Genomic DNA, 17,545 nt, shown 5'->3' with positions numbered 1-17,545 from the left:
CTACAGCGTCAGGCCGCGTTCCAGTACGGCCAGCGCGCGGGTCACCAGGGCGTGCAGGTCTTCCAGCGTGCCCGTCATGCCGGTGTCCACCCAGGAGTACATGGCCTCCGTCAGGGCCCCGAGCATGGCGCCGGTCACGATACGCAGTTCGAGATCGTCCTCGGAGCGGCCGGTGCGCTCGGCGAGGGCGCGCCTCAGCAGCCAGGCCGTCTCGGCGGATTGCTCGCTCATCCGGCCGCGCAGTGCGGGCACCTCCCGGATGAGGCGGATGCGCTGGACGGTCTCGGCGGCGTCGGCCTGGTAGATGCGGGCGATCGAGGCGTGCAGCGCCTCGCGCAGCGCGGCGACCGGCGGCTCACCCGGTGGTCGCTCCCGCAGCGCCTGCTCGATCAGCGGGTCGTACTCGTCGGTCAGCACGATGTCTTCCTTGGTGGGGAAGTAGCGGAAGACCGTGCTGGGGGAGACCTCCGCCTCTTCGGCGATCTGGTCGACGGGCGTGGCGTCGTACCCCTGTTCCTCGAAGAGGCGGTAGGCGGACCGCCGGATGGCCTGGCGGGTCTGGATCTTCTTGCGTTCACGCAGGCTCGGCTTGGCCGGGGGAAGCTCTGCGTCCGCGGCGGTGTCGTCGGGGGAATCTGTACGTGCGGGGGACATGGATCTCATTGTCGGGCATCGTCCCCGGGCAGGGCCATCTCCGGGACGCTGCCGGTGTCGGGCCGGTGCCGCCGCGGCAGCGCGCCGGGGGTGGCCACCAGCAGCAGCGCGCCTGCCATCGCCGCCGCCCCGCACAGCAGCAGCACCTGGCTCATCCCGGCCAGGAAGGCGGTGTCGGCGGCGTCCGCGAGCCGCGGCAGGCCGAGCCTGTCGGCGATCAGGTGCGCGGAGACGACCGAATCCTCCGCCGCTGCCGCTGCGCGTGGGCCCATCGCCTCCCGGTCCACGTCCAGCCGCGTCGCGTATGTCTGGGCGAGCAGGCTCCCCAGCAGTGCGATGCCGAGCGCCGTGCCCATCTGCCGAACCGTCATCAGCAGCCCCGAGCCGCTGCCGGTGCGGTCGGCGGGTAGCGCGGCGAGGGCCGCATCCATGGCGGGCACCATGGCCAGACCGGCGCCGAGCCCGGTGATCGTCAGCCAGGTGGCGGCCATCGGGTAGCCGTCGGCGGTGCCGGTACGGGCGCCGAGGAACGCGGCGAACGCGAGCGTGGTGAGCCCCGCGCTGATCACCGGCCGCGGCCCCAGCTTCCCGGCCAGCGGTCCGGCAGCGCGGGCCGCGACCACGATCCCGGCCATCATCGGCAGCAGCCGCACACCGGTGCCGAGCGCGTCATGGCCGAGGACCGCCTGGAGGTACTGCGGGACGATGAACAGCAGTCCTGCCAGCACCATCGTCACCAGCGTCACCGTCAGCGCGCTCCAGCGGAATCCGGGGGCGCGCAGCAGCGTGAGGTCGAGCATCGGCCGGGCCCCGCGCTGCCCCGAGCGCCGCTCACGCAGCAGCAGGCCCGCCAGCAGCAGCGCCGAGCCGGGGAAGAGCCCCACAACCAGCGGATCGCCCCAGCCACGCGTCGGGCCCTCGATGATCGCGAAGACGAGCGCGGCGAGTCCGGCGACGCCCAGCGCGCCGCTCAGCGGATCGACGCGGGGGGCCGACGGGTCGCGGGACTCGGGCAGCAGGAGCAGGCAGGCGAGGATGCCGAGCGCTGCCAGCGGGACGTTGACGAGGAAGACCGAGCCCCACCAGTAGTGGTCCAGCAGCCAGCCGCCGACGATCGGCCCGAGCGGCATCCCGCCCGCGACGGCCGCTGTCACCACTCCGATGGCCTTGGTGCGCTCCTTCTCGTCCGGGAAGAGCGGCGGCAGCACGGACAACACCAGGGGCGAGACCAGCGCTGCGCCCAGCCCCATCCCGGCGCGGGCCGCGATCACCCAGCCGGGCCGGTCGGCGAGAGTGCCCAGCAGCGAGCCGACGACGAAGACAGCGAGCCCGACCATCAGCAGCCGGCGGCGGCCGTAGCGGTCGCCGAGAAGACCGGCGGGCAGCATCGTCGCGGCGAAGACGACGACGTACGCGTCGACGATCCACTGCATGTCACCGGTGTCGGCGTGCAGTTGGGACGCCATCTCGGGCAGTGCGACGTTCAGGATCGTCAGGTCGAAACCGAGCGTGAGCATGCAGGCGCCGAGCGCGCCCAGTGCCCACCACCGGCGTGCCGTGCTGCGGGGTGCGGTGGTCATGGGGCTGCCCCTTTCCTTCGAGCGTGGTGACAGTAACTCTCAAATGGGAGACACTGTCAATACTCGTCTCCGAGGTCGCCGGGGCGGGGGTCCCCGAGGTGAGGGAAAACACGAAGCGGCCGTTCAGCGGCGCCCGTAGGGTGGCGCTATGCACGTCATCCAGTCGACGAAGCTCGCCAACGTCTGTTACGAGATCCGGGGCCCGGTCCTGGAGGAGGCGACGCGGCTGGAGGCAGCAGGGCATCAGATCCTCAAGCTCAACACCGGGAACCCGGCTGCGTTCGGCTTCGACTGCCCGCCGGAGATCCTCGAGGACATGCTGCGCAACGTCGGGACCGCGCACGGCTACGGCGATGCGAAGGGCCTGCTCTCGGCCCGCCGAGCCGTGATGCAGCACTACCAGAAGCAGGGCATCGAGCTGTCGGTCGACGACATCTATCTGGGCAACGGCGTCTCCGAGCTGATCCAGATGTCGATGCAGGCGCTGCTGGACGACGGCGACGAGGTGCTGGTCCCCGCGCCCGACTACCCCCTGTGGACCGCCTCGGTCTCGCTGGCGGGCGGCACCGCAGTGCACTACCGATGTGACGAGCAGTCCGACTGGATGCCCGATCTGGCGGACGTCGAGCGCAAGATCACCGATCGCACCAAGGCGCTCGTCATCATCAACCCCAACAACCCCACCGGAGCGGTCTACGACGAGGAGGTCCTGCGCGGCCTCACCGACATCGCCCGCCGCCACGGCCTGGTCGTGTGCTCCGACGAGATCTACGACAAGATCCTCTACGACGACGCCACGCACACCCCGACCACTCTCGTAGCGCCCGACCTGCTGACGCTGACGTTCAACGGCCTGTCCAAGTCCTACCGGGTCGCCGGCTACCGCAGCGGCTGGCTCGCGGTCTGCGGGCCCAAGGCGCACGCCGAGAGCTATATCGAGGGCCTGACGATCCTCGCCAACATGCGGCTGTGCGCGAACATGCCCGCACAGCACGCGGTCGCCGCCGCGCTGGGCGGACGGCAGTCGATCGAGGACCTCGTGCTGCCGGGCGGCCGGCTGTGCGAGCAGCGGGATGCGGCGTACGAGCTGCTGACGCAGATCCCGGGCGTCACTTGCGTACGGCCCAAGGGTGCGATCTACGCGTTTCCGCGGCTCGACCCGAAGGTGTACAAGATCAAGGACGACCGGCAGATGGTGATCGACCTGCTGCGGGCCGAGAAGATCATGATCGTCCACGGTACCGGGTTCAACTGGCCCGAACCCGATCACTTCCGGATCGTCAATCTGCCCGGCGTGACCGAACTGCGCGATGCGGTGACCAGGATCGGCCGCTTCCTGGACGGCTACAGCCAGCCGTGACTGCTTGTGATCATCTGTAGCCGCTTCATGAATGCGGGACAACTTTAGACGGTGTCTAAGTTAGGATGACCTCCTGAATGCATCAGGAGGCCGTCCATGTACGAACCGATCCGCACCAAGTCGGTCCACACCGTGGCCGAGAGCACCCAGTCCGGACTGCCGCGGCGCACCCGCGAGGAAGAGCTGGACATCCGCCTGGCGGGGCACCTGACCGCGTTGTTGACCGTGACGGACGAGCTGCGGGCGCTGACGCCTTCCGCTTCGCTGGACGCCGCCGCCGCGGAGCTCGCCGCCCATGCGGGCCGGCTTTCCGGCGGGAGGGCGCCGTTGCGGGCGGCGCCGTCCGCTGTGCGGGACGACGCCGCGCATGTCGCCTCCCTCCACACGCGGGCCCACACCCTCGCGGGTAACGCGTTGGCTGTCGCCGACACCCGCGGCGACGAGGCGGTCGCCGCACTGATGACGGAACGCATCGAGGCCCACGCGGGTGCGGAGGGCGTCCTCGTTTAGCGGAGCAGCTCCTCGCTGCGCTTGGGCAGTCTGCGCCAGGGGCGCAGGGTGGGCAAGCGCAGCCACCGGCCACCGGGCCGCACCCGAAGGGCGCCAACGCTGTGGTGCGGGGTGCGGCCGGTGCGCGGCTGCGGGCCCGCTTGTGCCCACCCGTTCCGCCCCGCGGAACGATTGCCCACAAGCGGGGGTGGGGCGTCAGCCCAGGCGCTCTACCAGGGCCTGGTACTCGTCCCACAGGGCACGCGGCGTGTGGTCACCGAAGGTGTTCAAGTGCTCGGGGACGAGCGCCGCTTCGTCGCGCCAGACGTCCTTGTCGACCGCGAGGACGAAGTCCAGTTCGGCCTCGGACAGGCCGAGCCCCTCGGTGTCGAGGTCCTCCTTCCGCGGCAGGAGGCCGATGGGGGTTTCGACGCCCTCGACCTCCCCGTTCAGCCGCTGGACGATCCATTTGAGCACCCGGCTGTTCTCGCCGAAGCCGGGCCAGACGAACTTTCCGTTCTCGTCCTTCTTGAACCAGTTGACGTAGTAGATCTTCGGCAGCTTGGCGGCGTCGGCACCTTCGCCGACCTCCAGCCAGTGGGCGAAGTAGTCGCCCATGTTGTAGCCGCAGAAGGGCAGCATCGCGAACGGGTCCCGGCGCAGCTCGCCGACCTTGCCCTCGGCGGCGGCGGTCTTCTCGCTGGCGACGTTCGCGCCGAGGAAGACGCCGTGCTGCCAGTCGAAGGACTCGGTCACCAGCGGGACGGCGGAGGCGCGCCGGCCGCCGAAGAGGATGGCCGAGATCGGCACACCGCGCGGGTCCTCCCACTCGGGGGCGATGATCGGGCACTGTCCTGCGGGGACGGTGAACCGCGCGTTGGGGTGGGCAGCCGGGGTCCCTGACTCCGGCGTCCAGTCGTTGCCCTTCCAGTCGGTGAGGTGAGCGGGCAGCTCCTCCGTCATGCCCTCCCACCACACGTCGTTGTCGTCGGTGAGCGCGACGTTGGTGAAGACCGCGTTGCCCCACAGGGTCTTCATGGCGTTGGCGTTGGTGTCCTCGCCGGTGCCGGGGGCCACACCGAAGAAGCCCGCCTCCGGGTTGATGGCGTAGAGGCGGCCGTCCTCGCCGAACCGCATCCAGGCGATGTCGTCGCCGATCGTCTCGACCGTCCAGCCGGGGACGGTGGGCTGGAGCATGGCCAGGTTCGTCTTGCCGCAGGCGGACGGGAACGCCGCAGCCACGTACTTGGCTTCACCGCGCGGCGGCGTCAGCTTGAGCACCAGCATGTGCTCGGCCAGCCAGCCCTCGTCGCGCGCCATCACGGAGGCGATGCGCAGCGCGTAGCACTTCTTGCCGAGCAGCGCGTTACCGCCGTAGCCGGAGCCGTAGGACCAGATCTCGCGGGTCTCGGGGAAGTGCGAGATGTACTTGGTCGAGTTGCACGGCCAGGGTACGTCCTCCTCGCCTTCGGCGAGCGGGGCGCCGAGGGTGTGCACGGCCTTGACGAAGTTGCCGTCCTCGCCGAGCTCTTCGAGCACCGCGCTGCCCATCCGCGTCATCGTGCGCATGGAGACGGCCACGTACGCGGAGTCGGTGATCTCCACACCGAGCGCGGAGAGCGGAGAGCCGAGCGGGCCCATGCAGAACGGGACGACGTACATGGTGCGGCCGCGCATCGAACCGCGGAAGATGCCCTGTTCCCCGGCGAAGACGGCCTTCATCTCCGCGGGGTCCTTCCAGTGGTTCGTGGGGCCCGCGTCCGCCTCCTTCTCGGAGCAGATGAAGGTGCGGTCCTCGACCCGGGCGACGTCGGACGGGTCGGAGGCGGCGTAGTAGGAGTTGGGGCGTTTGACCGGGTCGAGTTTCCTGAACGTGCCCTTGGCGACCAGCTCTTCGCACAGACGGTCGTACTCGGCCTCGGAGCCGTCACACCATACGACGCGGTCGGGTTGGGTCAGCTCGGCGATTTCGCCGACCCAGGAGAGCAGCTCCTGGTGGCGGGTGGGGGCGTCCCCGGGGGCCGAAGTGTGCGAGGGAGACGGGGCTGAGGTGAGGGGAGCCGCAGAACTGCGCGCCACGATCGCTCCAGACGTTTGAGGGTTTTTTCGACTGTCAGCGCGCCCCTTGGGGGCCGCGACCCGGATGCTTTCGTGGCAGTTTGTCTCGTCGCTCATCCGGTGCCGCTTATGCTCATCTGATCATGCGGTGCGAATGGTTGTCTGTCCAGACGGGGGTTGTGTGGCTGTCGACACGTAAGGTCTTCCCAGCTGGCACACAGGGTCATTCCTGCTGCTGTGAGCCGTAACCTACGGGCACGTAGGTCGAGGACGTGCGTGGGTACGATGGCCCGATGACCGACTCCGCGTCCCCGTCTTCGGAGCCCGCCGCCGTGACGTCCCCACCGTCCGGCGCGTCGTCCTCGCCCGACTCCTGCTCGGCCTCCCCCACGGCCTCCCCCACGGTCCCGCATCCGGCCTCCCCCGCGGCCGATGCCTCGTCCTCCCACCCGGCCGCTGCCACGGCCGACCACTCGGCCAACCACTCGGCCGCCGCCCGGCTGTCCGCCTCGGCGCACTCCGCGGCGCAGGTCATCAAGCCCAAGCTGCGGGGCTGGCTGCACCTGGGGATGTTCCCCGCCGTGCTGATCTCCGGCATGTTCCTGACCGCGCTCGCCGACAGCACGCGCGGCCGGATCGCCTGCGCCGTCTACACATTGACGGCCTGCCTGCTGTTCGGGATCAGCGCGCTCTACCACCGCGGTGACTGGAGCCCCCGGATCAACGCCGTGCTGCGGCGGCTCGACCACGCGAACATCTTCCTGATCATCGCGGGTACCTACACCCCGCTGACGATCCTGCTGCTGCCCGACGGGCGGGGCGACCTGCTGCTGTGGGGCATCTGGATAGCCGCCGGTCTCGGTATCGCCTTCCGTGTCTTCTGGGTCGGCGCGCCCCGCTGGCTCTACACCCCCTGCTACATCGCCATGGGCTGGGCCGCCGTCTTCTTCCTGCCCGACTTCATGCGGACCGGCGGGATCGCGGTGCTGGTGTGCGTCATCGTCGGCGGCCTCCTCTACAGCGCCGGCGGCGTCATCTACGGCATCAAGCGCCCGAACCCCTCACCTCGCTGGTTCGGCTTCCACGAGGTCTTCCACTCCTTCACACTGGCCGCGTTCGCCGTCCACTACGTGGGGATTTCGTTGGTGGCTTACCAGCACCCGTAGCCCCCCGCGGGCGCAGCCCTCACCCCGTGCGCCGTACCGCCCGTCCGGCGAGGACGTCCGTGCGTTGGCCGTCGTCGATCACCGGGTGGCCGGCGACGAAGACGTACGGGATGCCCACCGGAAGGGAGCGCGGCTCGGCGAAGGTGGCTGTTGCCGTGACCGTTTCCGGGTCGAAGAGGACCAGGTCCGCCAGATGGCCCTCGCGGATCAGGCCGCGGTCGGGGAGGTGGAGGCGGGCTGCGGGGCGGCCGGTGAGGTGGGCGACGCACTCCTCGAGGGAGAGGATGCCCAACTCGCGTACGTAGCGGCCCAGGTACTGCGGGAAGGTGCCGTAGGCGCGGGGATGGGGTTTGGCGCCTTGGAGGATGCCGTCGCTGCCGCCGGTGTGCACGCGGTGCCGCATGATCGCCTGGACGTTCTCCTCGTGGCCGACGTGTTGCAGGATCGTCGAGCCGAGCCGGTCCTCGGTCAGCAGCCGGTGTGCCGTCTCCCACGGTTCCTCGCCGCGCAGCGTCGCGGACTCGGCGACCGTGCGGCCCACATGGCCGGCCAGCTCCGGGTTGCTGACGCCCGAGATCTCGATGGTGTCCCACTCGATCGGCACCCCGTGGCAGCCGTCGGCACCCTCCACCTCCATGACGTGCCGGATACGGGCCGCCGTCGCCGGGTCGGCCAGCCGCGCCAGCGTCGCCTCCGGGCCGCCCTCGTTGGCCCAGCTCGGCAGCATCGCGGCCAGCGTGGTGCAGCCCGGGGTGTAGGGGTAGGTGTCCAGGGTGATGTCGGCGCCGTCCGCGAGCGCTGCGTCGAGGAGGGCGAGAAGCTCGGGGGCCCGGCCCTTGTTGACGCCGAAGTTCATCGTGGCGTGCGCGAGATGGAGCGCGCAGCCCGCCTCGTGGGTGAGCGCCACCATCTCCGAGTACGCCTCCAGCGCACCGGCGCCGTACGAGCGGTGATGCGGGCAGTAGTAGCCGCCGTACTCCGCCACCACCCGGCACAGCTCGGTCAGCTCAGCGTCGGAGGCGTACATACCGGGCGTGTACGTCAGACCGGACGACATGCCCATCGCGCCCTGCGCCATCCCCTCGGCGACCAGGCGCTTCATGGTGGCGAGCTCGTCGGGCGCTGCCGGGCGGTCGTCCCAGCCCATCGCCAGCATCCGGACGCTGCCCTGCGGGATCAGATACGCGGCATTGACCGCTGTGCCCTGCCGGTCGATCCGGTCCAGATAGCCGCCGACCGTGCGCCAGTCGAAGTCGATATCGCTGCCGTCACCGTTCCAACCGGTGATGGCCTCGCGGATCGCGCCGAGGGTGGCGTCGTCGGTGGGTGCGTACGACAGCCCGTCCTGGCCGAGCACCTCCAGGGTGACCCCCTGGGCCGCCTTCGCGGTGTGCTCGGGGTCGCGGAGGATCGCCAGGTCCGAGTGGGCGTGCATATCGATGAAGCCGGGGGCCAGCGCGAGCCCGTCGGCGTCGAGGGTGCGGGTGCCGCCGGGGCGCGGCTCCCCCTCGAGGGAGATCCGGAGGATGCGGCCTTCGCGGAGGGTGACATCGGCCCGGTAGGAGGGGGCGCCCGTGCCGTCGACGACGCGGGCGCCGCGAATGACCGTGTCCATGGCGGGCGCCTCAGCAGCTCAGAAGAAGGTGCGGATCAGATCGGTGACCGTGCCGTCGGCCTCGACGACGGGGATCACCTGCCACTTGTCGAACATGGTGCAGGGGTGGGACATCCCGAGCCCCACCCACTCGCCGACCTCCAGGTCGACGCCCTCGTCCACCCGCAGCCACGCGTGCTGGTCGCTCAGCGCGGTGACGGTGAGCCCCGCGGCGGAGCGCACCGTCCCTTCGATGCCCCGCACCACATGGGGTTCGGGGAGCTGAAGGTCGAAGGCGGCGTCCCGCTTGCCGGCGTTGAGGAACGCCTGCCCCGCCTCCGGCCGGGAGACGACCTGCGTCCACAGCGTGAAGGCGGCCTGGAGACCTCCTTCGTCGGGCTGCCGGTTGAACGGCGTCAGGTGGCGGTAGTGACCGTCGTCATGGGAGACGTACGCGCCCGAGCGCAGCAGCTTCAGTGTGGGTGCCGACAGTTCGGGCAGCTCGGCGAAGGCTTCGGCGACCGCGTCGAACCAGGCGCTGCCACCCGCGCTGACCACGATCTCGTCGAGCCCCTCGAAGCGTCCCGCCGTATCGAAGGCGACAGCCAGGCCGGTGAGGCGCCGCAGCCATCCGCGTACCGCCTCCAGGCCGGCTCCGGGTACCTCGCCCTCGTATCCGGCGACGCCCACCAGGCGCAGCGTGCCGGTCGCGGCCACCGCGTCGGCGACGGCGGCGCACTCGGCCTCCGTACGGGCGCCGGTGCGTGCGCCGTCGCCCGCGCCCAACTCGACCACCACCTCGACGGGACGCCGGGCGCCGGCGGCGCGCAGGGCCTCGTCCATGAGGGCGACGCCGTGCGGGGAGTCGACGTAGCAGACGCAGCGGAAGTCCGGATCGGCGTCCAGCTCGGCGGCGAGCCAGCGCAGTGCCGCCTCGTCCACCAGCTCGTTGGCGAGGAAGATGCGCGGGACGCCGTAGGCGCGGGCCACCCGCACCTGGTGCGGGACGGCGAGCGTGATGCCCCAGGCGCCGTGCCGCAGCTGGCGGTCGAAGAGCTGGGGCGCCATGGAGGTTTTGCCGTGCGGGGCGAAGGCCAGGCCGTGGCGCTCCGAGTAGTCGGCGAGCGCGGTGAGGTTGTGCTCCAGGCGCTCCGCCGAGAGGGCGAGGACCGGGGTGGTGAAGCCGCCGGTGAACAGCGAGCGGCGCTCGCCGGCCAGCTCGCCGAGGGTGGTGCCCGCTGCGGCGGCGTCCGGGGGCAGCCCCTTGAAGCGGTGGTCGGCGGGCTCGTCCGCGAGCCGGTCCACGGGGGAGGGGGCGGGGGCTGCCATGCGGTCTCCGTAGTAGCCAGTAGCGATGTTGCATTATCTGCAACGACCATTGCGTATGACGCTTGAGGCTGTCTAGCATCCCGCGGAACAGCCGGTCAATGGTGCCGGAACCCACCAGCCCGAGCTCCCACCTCCGAGCCCCCGAACTCCCACCCCTGAGCCCTCACCCCGAGACACGTAGCGAGGAGCAGCAGCCACCGTGACCACCACCTCCGACATCGACGTCGTCTGCCTGGGCGAGTCCATGGTCACGTTCCTGCCCGCGCGCCCCGGCCCGCTCGCCGACGTGCCCTCCTTCGACCGCGCGATCGGTGGTGCCGAGTCGAACGTCGCCTGCACGCTGGCCCGCGCCGGGCACCGCGCCCGCTGGGTCAGCCGGGTCGGCGCCGACGGCTTCGGCGACCATCTGGTCCGTACGATCGCCGCGCACGGGGTGGACATCAGCGCGGTCGAACGCGACCCGGAGCGGCCCACCGGCATCTACTTCCGTACGGACGGCGAGCGCGCGACCGGCGCCGCCGACCCCGCAACGCACCCTTCCGGGCTCTCCGAAGTGCTCTACTACCGCGCCGGGTCGGCCGCCTCCGCCATGTCCCCGGCCACCGTTCGGCCGAAGGCCGTCCACGCGGGGCAGGTGCTGCATCTGACCGGGATCACCGCGGCCCTGTCCGCCGACTGCCTGGCCCTGCTGCGTGCCCTCACCTCGGCACGCACCCCCGCCGGGAGCGGCGCCGGCCCGGGGCCGCTGGTCTCCTTCGACGTCAACTACCGCGTCGGCCTGTGGCGTACGCCCACCGCTCCCCGGGCCGGCGCCGAGGTACTGCGCGAACTGGCCCGGCACAGCGACATCGTCTTCGTCGGCGAGGACGAGGCCGCCGCCGCCTGGGGGGTGACGGGCGGGCCCGAGGCCGTACGGGAGGTGCTGCGCGAGCCCGCGGTGCTCGTCGTCAAGCAGGGTGCGGTCGGCGCCACCGCGTTCGTCGGGGACGGGACCGCCGTCTTCGCGCCCGCGCTGAGCGTGGACGTCGTTTCGCCGGTGGGCGCCGGCGACGCCTTCGCCGCGGGCTTCCTTTCCGGGACACTGCGCGGGCTGCCGGTATGCGAACGGCTGCGGCACGGGCACCTGATGGCCGCGGCGGCGCTCACGGACGCGGGCGACCTCGCCGCGCCGCCTGCCCGGGAGGTCGCCGACCGGTTGGTGGTCCTCGACGGGGAGAGCTGGGGGAGACTGCGGCTGGGCCCCGGCTGGACAGCGCGCGGGGCACAGGCCGCAGCCGCCGGGCGGCCCGACAACCCCGGCGAAGGAGAGCCGGAGGTGCGATCCGTATGAGCCAGACCGTCGATCGGGCGCTGAGCATCCTGCCGCTGCTCGCCGAAGGGCCCGCCAACCTGGAGCAGGTCGCAGCCCGGCTGGACGTGCACAAGTCGACGGCGCTGCGGCTGCTGCGCACCCTGCACGAGCACGGCATGGTCTACCGCCAGGCCGACCAGCGCTACCGGCTCGGGGCACGGCTGTTCGCGCTCGCGCAGCAGGCCGTGGAGAACCTCGACCTCCGCGAGATCGCCCATCCGCACCTGGCCGAGCTCAACGCGGCCTGCGGACACACCGTGCACCTCGCCGTCCACGAGGAGGACGAGGTCCTCTACATCGACAAGGTCGAGAGCCGCTACCCGGTACGGATGTACTCGCGCATCGGCAAGCCCGTCGCCATCACCGTCGCCGCCGTGGCCAAGCTGCTCCTCGCCGACCTGCCGGAGCCGGAGCGGCGCGCCGTCGCCGAACGGCTCGATTACCCCCGGTACACGTCCCGTTCGACACCGGACGCCGCCGCGTTCCTCGCGGAGCTGGCCAAGGTGCGCGAACAGGGCTGGGCCACCGACCTCGGTGGCCATGAGGAGTCCATCAACTGCGTCGCGGCGCCGATCCGCGGCGCCGAGGGGCGGGTGGTGGCGGCCATGTCGGTCTCCGCGCCGAACGTCGTCGTCTCCGCCGACGAACTCCTCACCCTGCTGCCCCGCGTACGGCGGACCGCCGAGGCCATCAGCGCCGAGTACACGGGACAGCCGCCCCGCCATCCATCCGACGAACCGCGGTCCGACGAACCGCCGACGAGAAGCAAGAGAGCCGCGCCATGAGCGAGAAGCTTGCCAAGACCGCCCTCACCCCGGCCACGCACACCACGCCGCCCGCGAAGTTCTCGCACGGCGTGCGCAAGGGGAACATCCTCCAGGTCGCCGGGCAGGTCGGGTTCGGCCCCGCCGTCGAGGGCCAGGCCCCGAAGCCGGTCGGCCCCGGGCTGCGGGAGCAGACCCTCCAGACCCTCGCCAACGTTGAGGCCGTTCTCAAGGCGGGCGGTGCCGGTTGGGAGGACGCGATGATGATCCGCGTGTATCTGACGGACACCGCGCACTTCGCGGAGTTCAACGAGATCTACAACGAGTACTTCTCCTCTCTTGATGAGGCTCCGGCCGCGCGTACCACGGTGTACGTCGGCCTCCCCGCCGGCCTGCTGGTCGAGATCGACGCGCTGGCCGTCCTCGGCTGAGCGACGCCCTTTTCGCACCCCCTCCCCGACAAACCGAGCCGCGCCCCCGGAATCTGTTCTCCCGATTCCGGGGGCGCTCTTGTGGTGGGCGTCAACTGGCCCAAGAATGCACGGCGTCAGACCGAACGAACCTTCGGTATCAAGAGAGGAACCCCCACCTGTGAACAGACCTCTCGCAACCTCACTCTCCGCCGCGCTCTTCGGCGCCGCGGCGCTCACCGGCATAGCCGCGGCACCTGCGACGGCTGCCGACAGCGGCAAGGCAGCCCCTAAGGCCGCGCCCTCCTTCGAGGGCACGGTGGCGCTCAGCAACTGCTCGGGCTCCGTCGTCAAGATGCCCAACTCGAAGCCCGGCGACCCGGCGCTCGTCCTCTCCAACGGCCACTGCCTGGAAGAGGGCATGCCCGAGCCGGGACAGGTCATCACGGACAAGTCGTCCAACCGCTCCTTCACGCTGCTGAAGGCCGACGGTGGCGACGCCGGCACCGTCAAGGCCACCAAGATCGCGTACGCGACGATGACCGACACCGACGTCTCGCTCTACGAAGTCGGCTCCACCTACGAGGAGATCGAGTCGAAGTTCGGAATCAAGGCGCTCGACGTCGAGGCGGCCCACCCCACGAAGGGCAACGCCATCACCGTCGTCTCGGGCTACTGGAAAGAGAAGTACGGCTGCGCCATCGACGGCTTCGCGCACCAGCTCAAGGAAGACGGCTGGACGATGAAGGACTCGATCCGCTACACCGCGGACTGCCAGACCAAGGGCGGTACCTCCGGCTCTCCCGTGATCGACAACGCCTCCGGCAAGGTCGTCGGCGTCAACAACACGCGGAACGAGAACGGCGAGGAGTGCACGCTCAACAACCCCTGCGAGGTGGACGAGAGCGGCAAGACCACCGTGCACGAGGGGATCGGCTACGGCCAGCAGACCTACATCATCGCGCCGTGCGTGGCCGAGGGGAACAAGATCGACCTCAGCCGCGAGGGCTGCACGCTCCCCAAGCCGTAACGCATCACTGCCGTACGGACGTTGGGGCGTTCCAATCCCTGTCACCCACCCCGGAAGAATGAGGAGTACATGAGAAAGCCCCTCGTCAGTACGCTCGCGGCGGCGCTGTTCGGCGCCGCCGCGCTCACGGGCATAGCCGCGGCACCGGCGGCTGCCGCCGACAGCGGCAAGGCAGCCCCCAAGGCCGCACCCTCCTTCGAGGGCACGGTCGCGCTCAGCAACTGCTCGGGCTCCGTCGTCAAGCTGAAGGACTCCAAGCCCGGCGACCCGGCGCTCGTCCTCTCCAACGGCCACTGCCTCCAGGAGGGCATGCCGGGCGCGGGCGAGGTCGTGGTGAACAAGAAGACCAGCCGCGACTTCACGCTGCTGAACGCGGACGGCAGCGACGCCGGGAAGGTCCACTCGGACAAGATCGCGTACGCGACGATGACCGACACCGACATCTCCGTGTACGAGACGACCTCCACGTACCGGGAGATCAAGCAGAAGTACGGCATCGACGCGCTGAAGCTGGACGCGAAGCACCCGCGCCAGGGCCGGGACATCACCGTCGTCTCCGGCTACTGGAAGGAGACCTATCGCTGTGCCGTCGACGGCTTCGCCCATCGGCTCAAGGAAGCCGACTGGACCTGGAAGGACTCCATCCGCTACACCATGGCCTGCCAGACCAAGGGCGGTACCTCCGGCTCCCCGGTGATCGACAACGCCACCGGCAAGGTCATCGGCGTCAACAACACCCACAACGAGGACGGCGAGCGCTGCACCCTCAACAACCCGTGTGAGGTGGACAAGAACGGCAACGTCACCGTCCGCCACCTGAACGCCTACGGCCAGCAGACCTATCTGATCAACCCCTGCTTCGGCCGCGGCAACCAGCTCGACCTCGACGCGCGCGGCTGCGTCCTTCCGGAGCCGAAGAAGTAGTACGTACGGCGCCGGGCGCCCCGGGCCTTCGGTGGCCCGGGACGCCCGGCTGTGGGTGTGACGGACGTCCGGTGTGGGTTACGGCAGGCTCGGCCGGTTACGGCAGGCCGTGTACGTGCGGGCCCACCGTGCTGGACCACTTGTTGCCGTTGCTGGCGTCCCACGCCGTGGACCAGGTCATCGCACCGCGGATGCCGGGCCACTTCTCGTCGGGGGTGAAGCTGCCGCAGCCGGTGCCCTTGGCGAGGCAGTCCAGCGCGTTGTTGACCACGCCCGGGTCGACGTAGCCGGAGCCCGCGGCGCTCGGCGAGGCGGGGGTGCCGATGCCCACCTGGGAGGGGTCGAGGCCGCCCTTGATCTGTACGCAGGCCAGCGCGGTGAGGAAGTCCACGGTGCCCGCGGAGTAGACCTTGCCGTCGCAGCCGTTCATCGAACCGCTGTTGTAGTACTGCATGTTGACGACGGTCAGATAGCTCTTGATGTTGAGCGCCGTCTTGAAGTACTCGTTCTGCGGCGACTGCATGTCGACCGTCTGCGGCGCCATCGTCACCACGACATCGCTCTTGGCGGCGTGGATCGCGTCGAGGGCCTTGGTCATGTACGTCGAGTTGAGACCGTTCTCCAGGTCGATGTCGACGCCGTCGAAGCCGTACTTGTCCATGAGCGAGACGATGCTCTTGGCGAAGGCGTCGGCGGAGGCGTCGTCGCTGACCGAGACGGCGCCCTTCTCGCCGCCGACGGAAATGATCACGGACTTGCCGGCGTCGTGCTTGGCGGCGATGTCCTTCTTGAACTCCTCCTCGGAGTAGTTCAGGGCCGGGTCGAGCTTGAAGTCGACCTGACCCGGTGTGCCGGTCGCGTCCGCGAAGGCGACGGCGATGATGTCGTACTCGTCCTGTACCTCGGCGAGGGTCTGGACGGTCGCGCCGTTGTCGAAGTTCTGCCAGTAGCCGGTGACGGCGTGGGCGGGCACCTTGGAGGCGCCCACCTGGGGACCGGCTTCGGCGGTGGCGGGGGTTCCGGCCTGCGCGGCGGCCGGCCCGAGGGCGAACAGACCGCCCGCGGCCAGGGCCGAGGCGACGAGGCCGACGAGTACCCGGGGGAACGAGATACGTCTGGTACGGGAACGTGCCACAACTGCCTCCGGTGTGGGGGGAGATGGGAGGTGGTGGTGCGCGTGCGCCGTACAACCTGGTCCAGACCAATAAGGTTGTCAAGGTGTCGGACAGCGCTCGCCCGTGGCGCCGGACGCCGGCCCCGGGCACACGTCGTGGCTCGCGACCCCTTGTGCTGATCGTCCGCAGGCGGTTACATCACTGCGACCTGCACGGTGGTCCACCCTCGGAGCTCGCGTACGGCGGAGGCGTCATGGCAGCGGAGGACATCACACCCGGCACGTCCGACGGCGCCGCGCCCCCGGCGCGCAAGGCCAGTTGGAAGATGATCGGCCCCGGCATGGTCGTCGCGGCGACGGGTGTCGGCGCCGGGGACCTGGTCGCCACGCTCATCGCGGGCAGCAAGTTCGGCTACACACTGATGTGGGCCGCCGTCATCGGCTGCATCATCAAGATCGCCCTCGCCGAGGCGACCGGCCGCTGGCACCTGGCCACCGGCCGCACCATCTTCGACGGCTGGCGCAGCCTCGGACCGTGGACCACGGTCTACTTCGCGGTGTACGTCGTCATCTGGGGCTTCGTCTACGGCGCCACCGCCATGTCCTCCAGCGCACTGCCGCTGCAGGCGCTCTTCCCCGACGTGATGCCTCTCAAGGCGTGGGCCATCATCACCGGTCTGATCGGCCTGGTGTTCGTGTGGACCAATCGCTACGCCATCGTCGAGAAGATCATGATGGTCTTCGTCGGCGTGATGTTCCTGGTCGTCGTCTACGTGGCGATCCGCGTCAGCCCGCACCTGGGCGACGCCTTCGCGGGACTGCTCCCCGTGCTGCCGTCCGGCTCCATGATCTTCACGCTGGGCCTGATCGGCGGCGTCGGCGGCACCATCACCATGGCCGCGTACGGCTACTGGATCAACGCCAAGGGGTGGGCCGACAGCAGCTGGATGAAGATGATGCGGCTCGACAACCGCGTCGCCTACATCACCACCGGCATCTTCGTCGTCGCCATGCTGATCGTCGGCGCGGAGCTGCTGCACAGCTCGCAGATCGCCCTCGCCACCGGCGACAAGGGCCTCCTCGACCTCGACGAGATCCTTCAGAAGCGCTTCGGCAGCTCCACCTCCACGCTCTTCCTGATCGGCTTCTTCGCCGCCTCCTACTCCTCGCTGGTGGGCGTGTGGCACGGGGTGAGCCTGATGTTCGCCGACTTCGTGGAGCGGCTGCGGGCCGCGCGCGGGCTGGCCGCCGAGGCGGGCGTCGCGCCGCTCACCCGTGGTGAGCAGGAGCGCTCGCTGCCCTTCCGCGCCTACCTGCTGTGGCTGACCTTCCCCCCGATGGTCCTGCTCTGGCTGGACCAGCCCTTCGGCCTCGTCATCGCCTACGGCGTCCTCGGCGCGTTCTTCATGCCTTTCCTCGCCGCGACGCTGCTTTGGCTGCTCAACAGCAAGCGCACTCCGCGGCAGTGGCGTAATGGCTGGCTCAGCAATGTTCTGCTGGGCGCCTCCTGTGTGCTGTTTGTTGCTCTGTGCGTTCAGCAGGTGCGGGAATTGCCTTGGTGACGGCGGCCGTTGTTGGGTGCGCCCTCCCGTTTGCTGGTTAGGGGGTGCCCCTGTCCGTTGTCCGCAGGCTGCGGGTGTTCCCCCAAGCTCTTCGAGCAGGGGGTACCCCCACGGCTTGGCGCGCAGTTCCCCGCGCCCCTTCGGGGCGCGCCTCCCCTGC

At 70.1% G+C, this 17,545-nt stretch carries 15 protein-coding genes; 9 read left to right on the top strand and 6 right to left on the bottom strand.

All coding sequences use genetic code 11. The features are described from left to right. Together ACTWQF_RS03415 and ACTWQF_RS03410 are read right to left on the bottom strand one after the other, a co-directional pair. Positions 1-654 (bottom strand): TetR/AcrR family transcriptional regulator, encoded by a 654-nt coding sequence (locus tag ACTWQF_RS03415; RefSeq protein ID WP_443276905.1) that lies wholly within the window; start codon positions 652-654, stop codon positions 1-3. 5 nt (positions 655-659) lie between these two features. Beyond that, positions 660-2,234, bottom strand: coding sequence for an MFS transporter (locus tag ACTWQF_RS03410; RefSeq protein WP_443276903.1), 1,575 nt, complete (start codon positions 2,232-2,234; stop codon positions 660-662). A gap of 148 nt (positions 2,235-2,382) precedes the next feature. On the opposite strand from ACTWQF_RS03410, the gene ACTWQF_RS03405 reads away from it, so the two are divergent. Both ACTWQF_RS03405 and ACTWQF_RS03400 read left to right on the top strand, forming a co-directional pair. Beyond that, positions 2,383-3,594, top strand: coding sequence for a pyridoxal phosphate-dependent aminotransferase (locus ACTWQF_RS03405; RefSeq protein WP_443276902.1), 1,212 nt, complete (start codon positions 2,383-2,385; stop codon positions 3,592-3,594). A gap of 96 nt (positions 3,595-3,690) precedes the next feature. Next, on the top strand, positions 3,691-4,104 hold the full coding sequence (locus ACTWQF_RS03400) for an SCO4983 family protein (protein WP_443276900.1): 414 nt from the start codon (positions 3,691-3,693) through the stop codon (positions 4,102-4,104). 195 nt (positions 4,105-4,299) lie between these two features. Here the strand turns inward: ACTWQF_RS03400 and ACTWQF_RS03395 are convergent, their stop codons facing one another. Further along, positions 4,300-6,162 (bottom strand): phosphoenolpyruvate carboxykinase (GTP), encoded by a 1,863-nt coding sequence (locus tag ACTWQF_RS03395; RefSeq protein WP_443276898.1) that lies wholly within the window; start codon positions 6,160-6,162, stop codon positions 4,300-4,302. A 272-nt stretch (positions 6,163-6,434) separates the two neighbouring features. On the opposite strand from ACTWQF_RS03395, the gene trhA reads away from it, so the two are divergent. After that, positions 6,435-7,307, top strand: coding sequence for a PAQR family membrane homeostasis protein TrhA (trhA, locus tag ACTWQF_RS03390; RefSeq protein WP_443276897.1), 873 nt, complete (start codon positions 6,435-6,437; stop codon positions 7,305-7,307). A gap of 19 nt (positions 7,308-7,326) precedes the next feature. Here trhA and ACTWQF_RS03385 read toward each other — a convergent pair whose 3' ends face one another. Further along, positions 7,327-8,922, bottom strand: coding sequence for an N-acyl-D-amino-acid deacylase family protein (locus tag ACTWQF_RS03385; RefSeq protein WP_443276895.1), 1,596 nt, complete (start codon positions 8,920-8,922; stop codon positions 7,327-7,329). Between the two features lie 18 nt (positions 8,923-8,940). After that, on the bottom strand, positions 8,941-10,230 hold the full coding sequence (locus ACTWQF_RS03380; RefSeq protein ID WP_443276893.1) for an amino acid deaminase: 1,290 nt from the start codon (positions 10,228-10,230) through the stop codon (positions 8,941-8,943). Between the two features lie 199 nt (positions 10,231-10,429). Between ACTWQF_RS03380 and ACTWQF_RS03375 the strand changes: the two genes are divergently transcribed. The 5 genes from ACTWQF_RS03375 (at position 10,430) to ACTWQF_RS03355 (ending at position 14,709) form a co-directional block, all read left to right on the top strand. Beyond that, positions 10,430-11,560 carry a sugar kinase gene (locus ACTWQF_RS03375; protein ID WP_443276891.1) on the top strand — a complete coding sequence of 377 codons (1,131 nt, stop codon included), beginning with the start codon at positions 10,430-10,432 and terminating at the stop codon, positions 11,558-11,560. Continuing rightward, on the top strand, positions 11,557-12,366 hold the full coding sequence (locus ACTWQF_RS03370) for an IclR family transcriptional regulator (RefSeq protein WP_443276889.1): 810 nt from the start codon (positions 11,557-11,559) through the stop codon (positions 12,364-12,366). The genes ACTWQF_RS03375 and ACTWQF_RS03370 overlap by 4 nt, the downstream gene beginning before the upstream one ends. Then, positions 12,363-12,776: a RidA family protein gene (locus ACTWQF_RS03365; protein WP_443276888.1), complete on the top strand. Its 414-nt coding sequence runs from the start codon at positions 12,363-12,365 to the stop codon at positions 12,774-12,776. The genes ACTWQF_RS03370 and ACTWQF_RS03365 overlap by 4 nt, the downstream gene beginning before the upstream one ends. Positions 12,777-12,936: 160 nt before the next feature. After that, complete coding sequence (locus tag ACTWQF_RS03360) at positions 12,937-13,785, top strand: S1 family peptidase (RefSeq protein WP_443276886.1); 849 nt, start codon at positions 12,937-12,939, stop codon at positions 13,783-13,785. A gap of 69 nt (positions 13,786-13,854) precedes the next feature. Beyond that, on the top strand, positions 13,855-14,709 hold the full coding sequence (locus tag ACTWQF_RS03355) for a S1 family peptidase (protein WP_443276884.1): 855 nt from the start codon (positions 13,855-13,857) through the stop codon (positions 14,707-14,709). Between the two features lie 97 nt (positions 14,710-14,806). On the opposite strand, the gene ACTWQF_RS03350 is transcribed toward ACTWQF_RS03355, so the two are convergent. Beyond that, on the bottom strand, positions 14,807-15,844 hold the full coding sequence (locus ACTWQF_RS03350) for a chitinase (RefSeq protein ID WP_443276882.1): 1,038 nt from the start codon (positions 15,842-15,844) through the stop codon (positions 14,807-14,809). Between the two features lie 233 nt (positions 15,845-16,077). Between ACTWQF_RS03350 and ACTWQF_RS03345 the strand changes: the two genes are divergently transcribed. Continuing rightward, a complete protein-coding gene (locus tag ACTWQF_RS03345; protein WP_443276880.1) occupies positions 16,078-17,385 on the top strand; it encodes an Nramp family divalent metal transporter in 1,308 nt (435 codons plus the stop codon). Positions 17,386-17,545 lie beyond the last annotated feature (160 nt).

Source organism: Streptomyces sp. 8N114, assembly GCF_052245835.1.
GTDB lineage: Bacteria > Actinomycetota > Actinomycetes > Streptomycetales > Streptomycetaceae > Streptomyces.
Note: the sequence above shows the minus strand (reverse complement) of the source record. Positions and strands in the feature narration are given on the sequence as shown.

Coding starts and splice junctions, on each gene's coding strand:
- ACTWQF_RS03385 (WP_443276895.1), bottom strand. CDS start 8,922: ATGGACACGGTCATTCGCGGCGCCCGCGTCGTCGACGGCACGGGCGCC.
- ACTWQF_RS03410 (WP_443276903.1), bottom strand. CDS start 2,234: ATGACCACCGCACCCCGCAGCACGGCACGCCGGTGGTGGGCACTGGGC.
- ACTWQF_RS03405 (WP_443276902.1), top strand. CDS start 2,383: ATGCACGTCATCCAGTCGACGAAGCTCGCCAACGTCTGTTACGAGATC.
- ACTWQF_RS03415 (WP_443276905.1), bottom strand. CDS start 654: ATGTCCCCCGCACGTACAGATTCCCCCGACGACACCGCCGCGGACGCA.
- ACTWQF_RS03380 (WP_443276893.1), bottom strand. CDS start 10,230: ATGGCAGCCCCCGCCCCCTCCCCCGTGGACCGGCTCGCGGACGAGCCC.
- trhA (WP_443276897.1), top strand. CDS start 6,435: ATGACCGACTCCGCGTCCCCGTCTTCGGAGCCCGCCGCCGTGACGTCC.
- ACTWQF_RS03365 (WP_443276888.1), top strand. CDS start 12,363: ATGAGCGAGAAGCTTGCCAAGACCGCCCTCACCCCGGCCACGCACACC.
- ACTWQF_RS03345 (WP_443276880.1), top strand. CDS start 16,078: ATGGCAGCGGAGGACATCACACCCGGCACGTCCGACGGCGCCGCGCCC.
- ACTWQF_RS03370 (WP_443276889.1), top strand. CDS start 11,557: ATGAGCCAGACCGTCGATCGGGCGCTGAGCATCCTGCCGCTGCTCGCC.
- ACTWQF_RS03355 (WP_443276884.1), top strand. CDS start 13,855: ATGAGAAAGCCCCTCGTCAGTACGCTCGCGGCGGCGCTGTTCGGCGCC.
- ACTWQF_RS03400 (WP_443276900.1), top strand. CDS start 3,691: ATGTACGAACCGATCCGCACCAAGTCGGTCCACACCGTGGCCGAGAGC.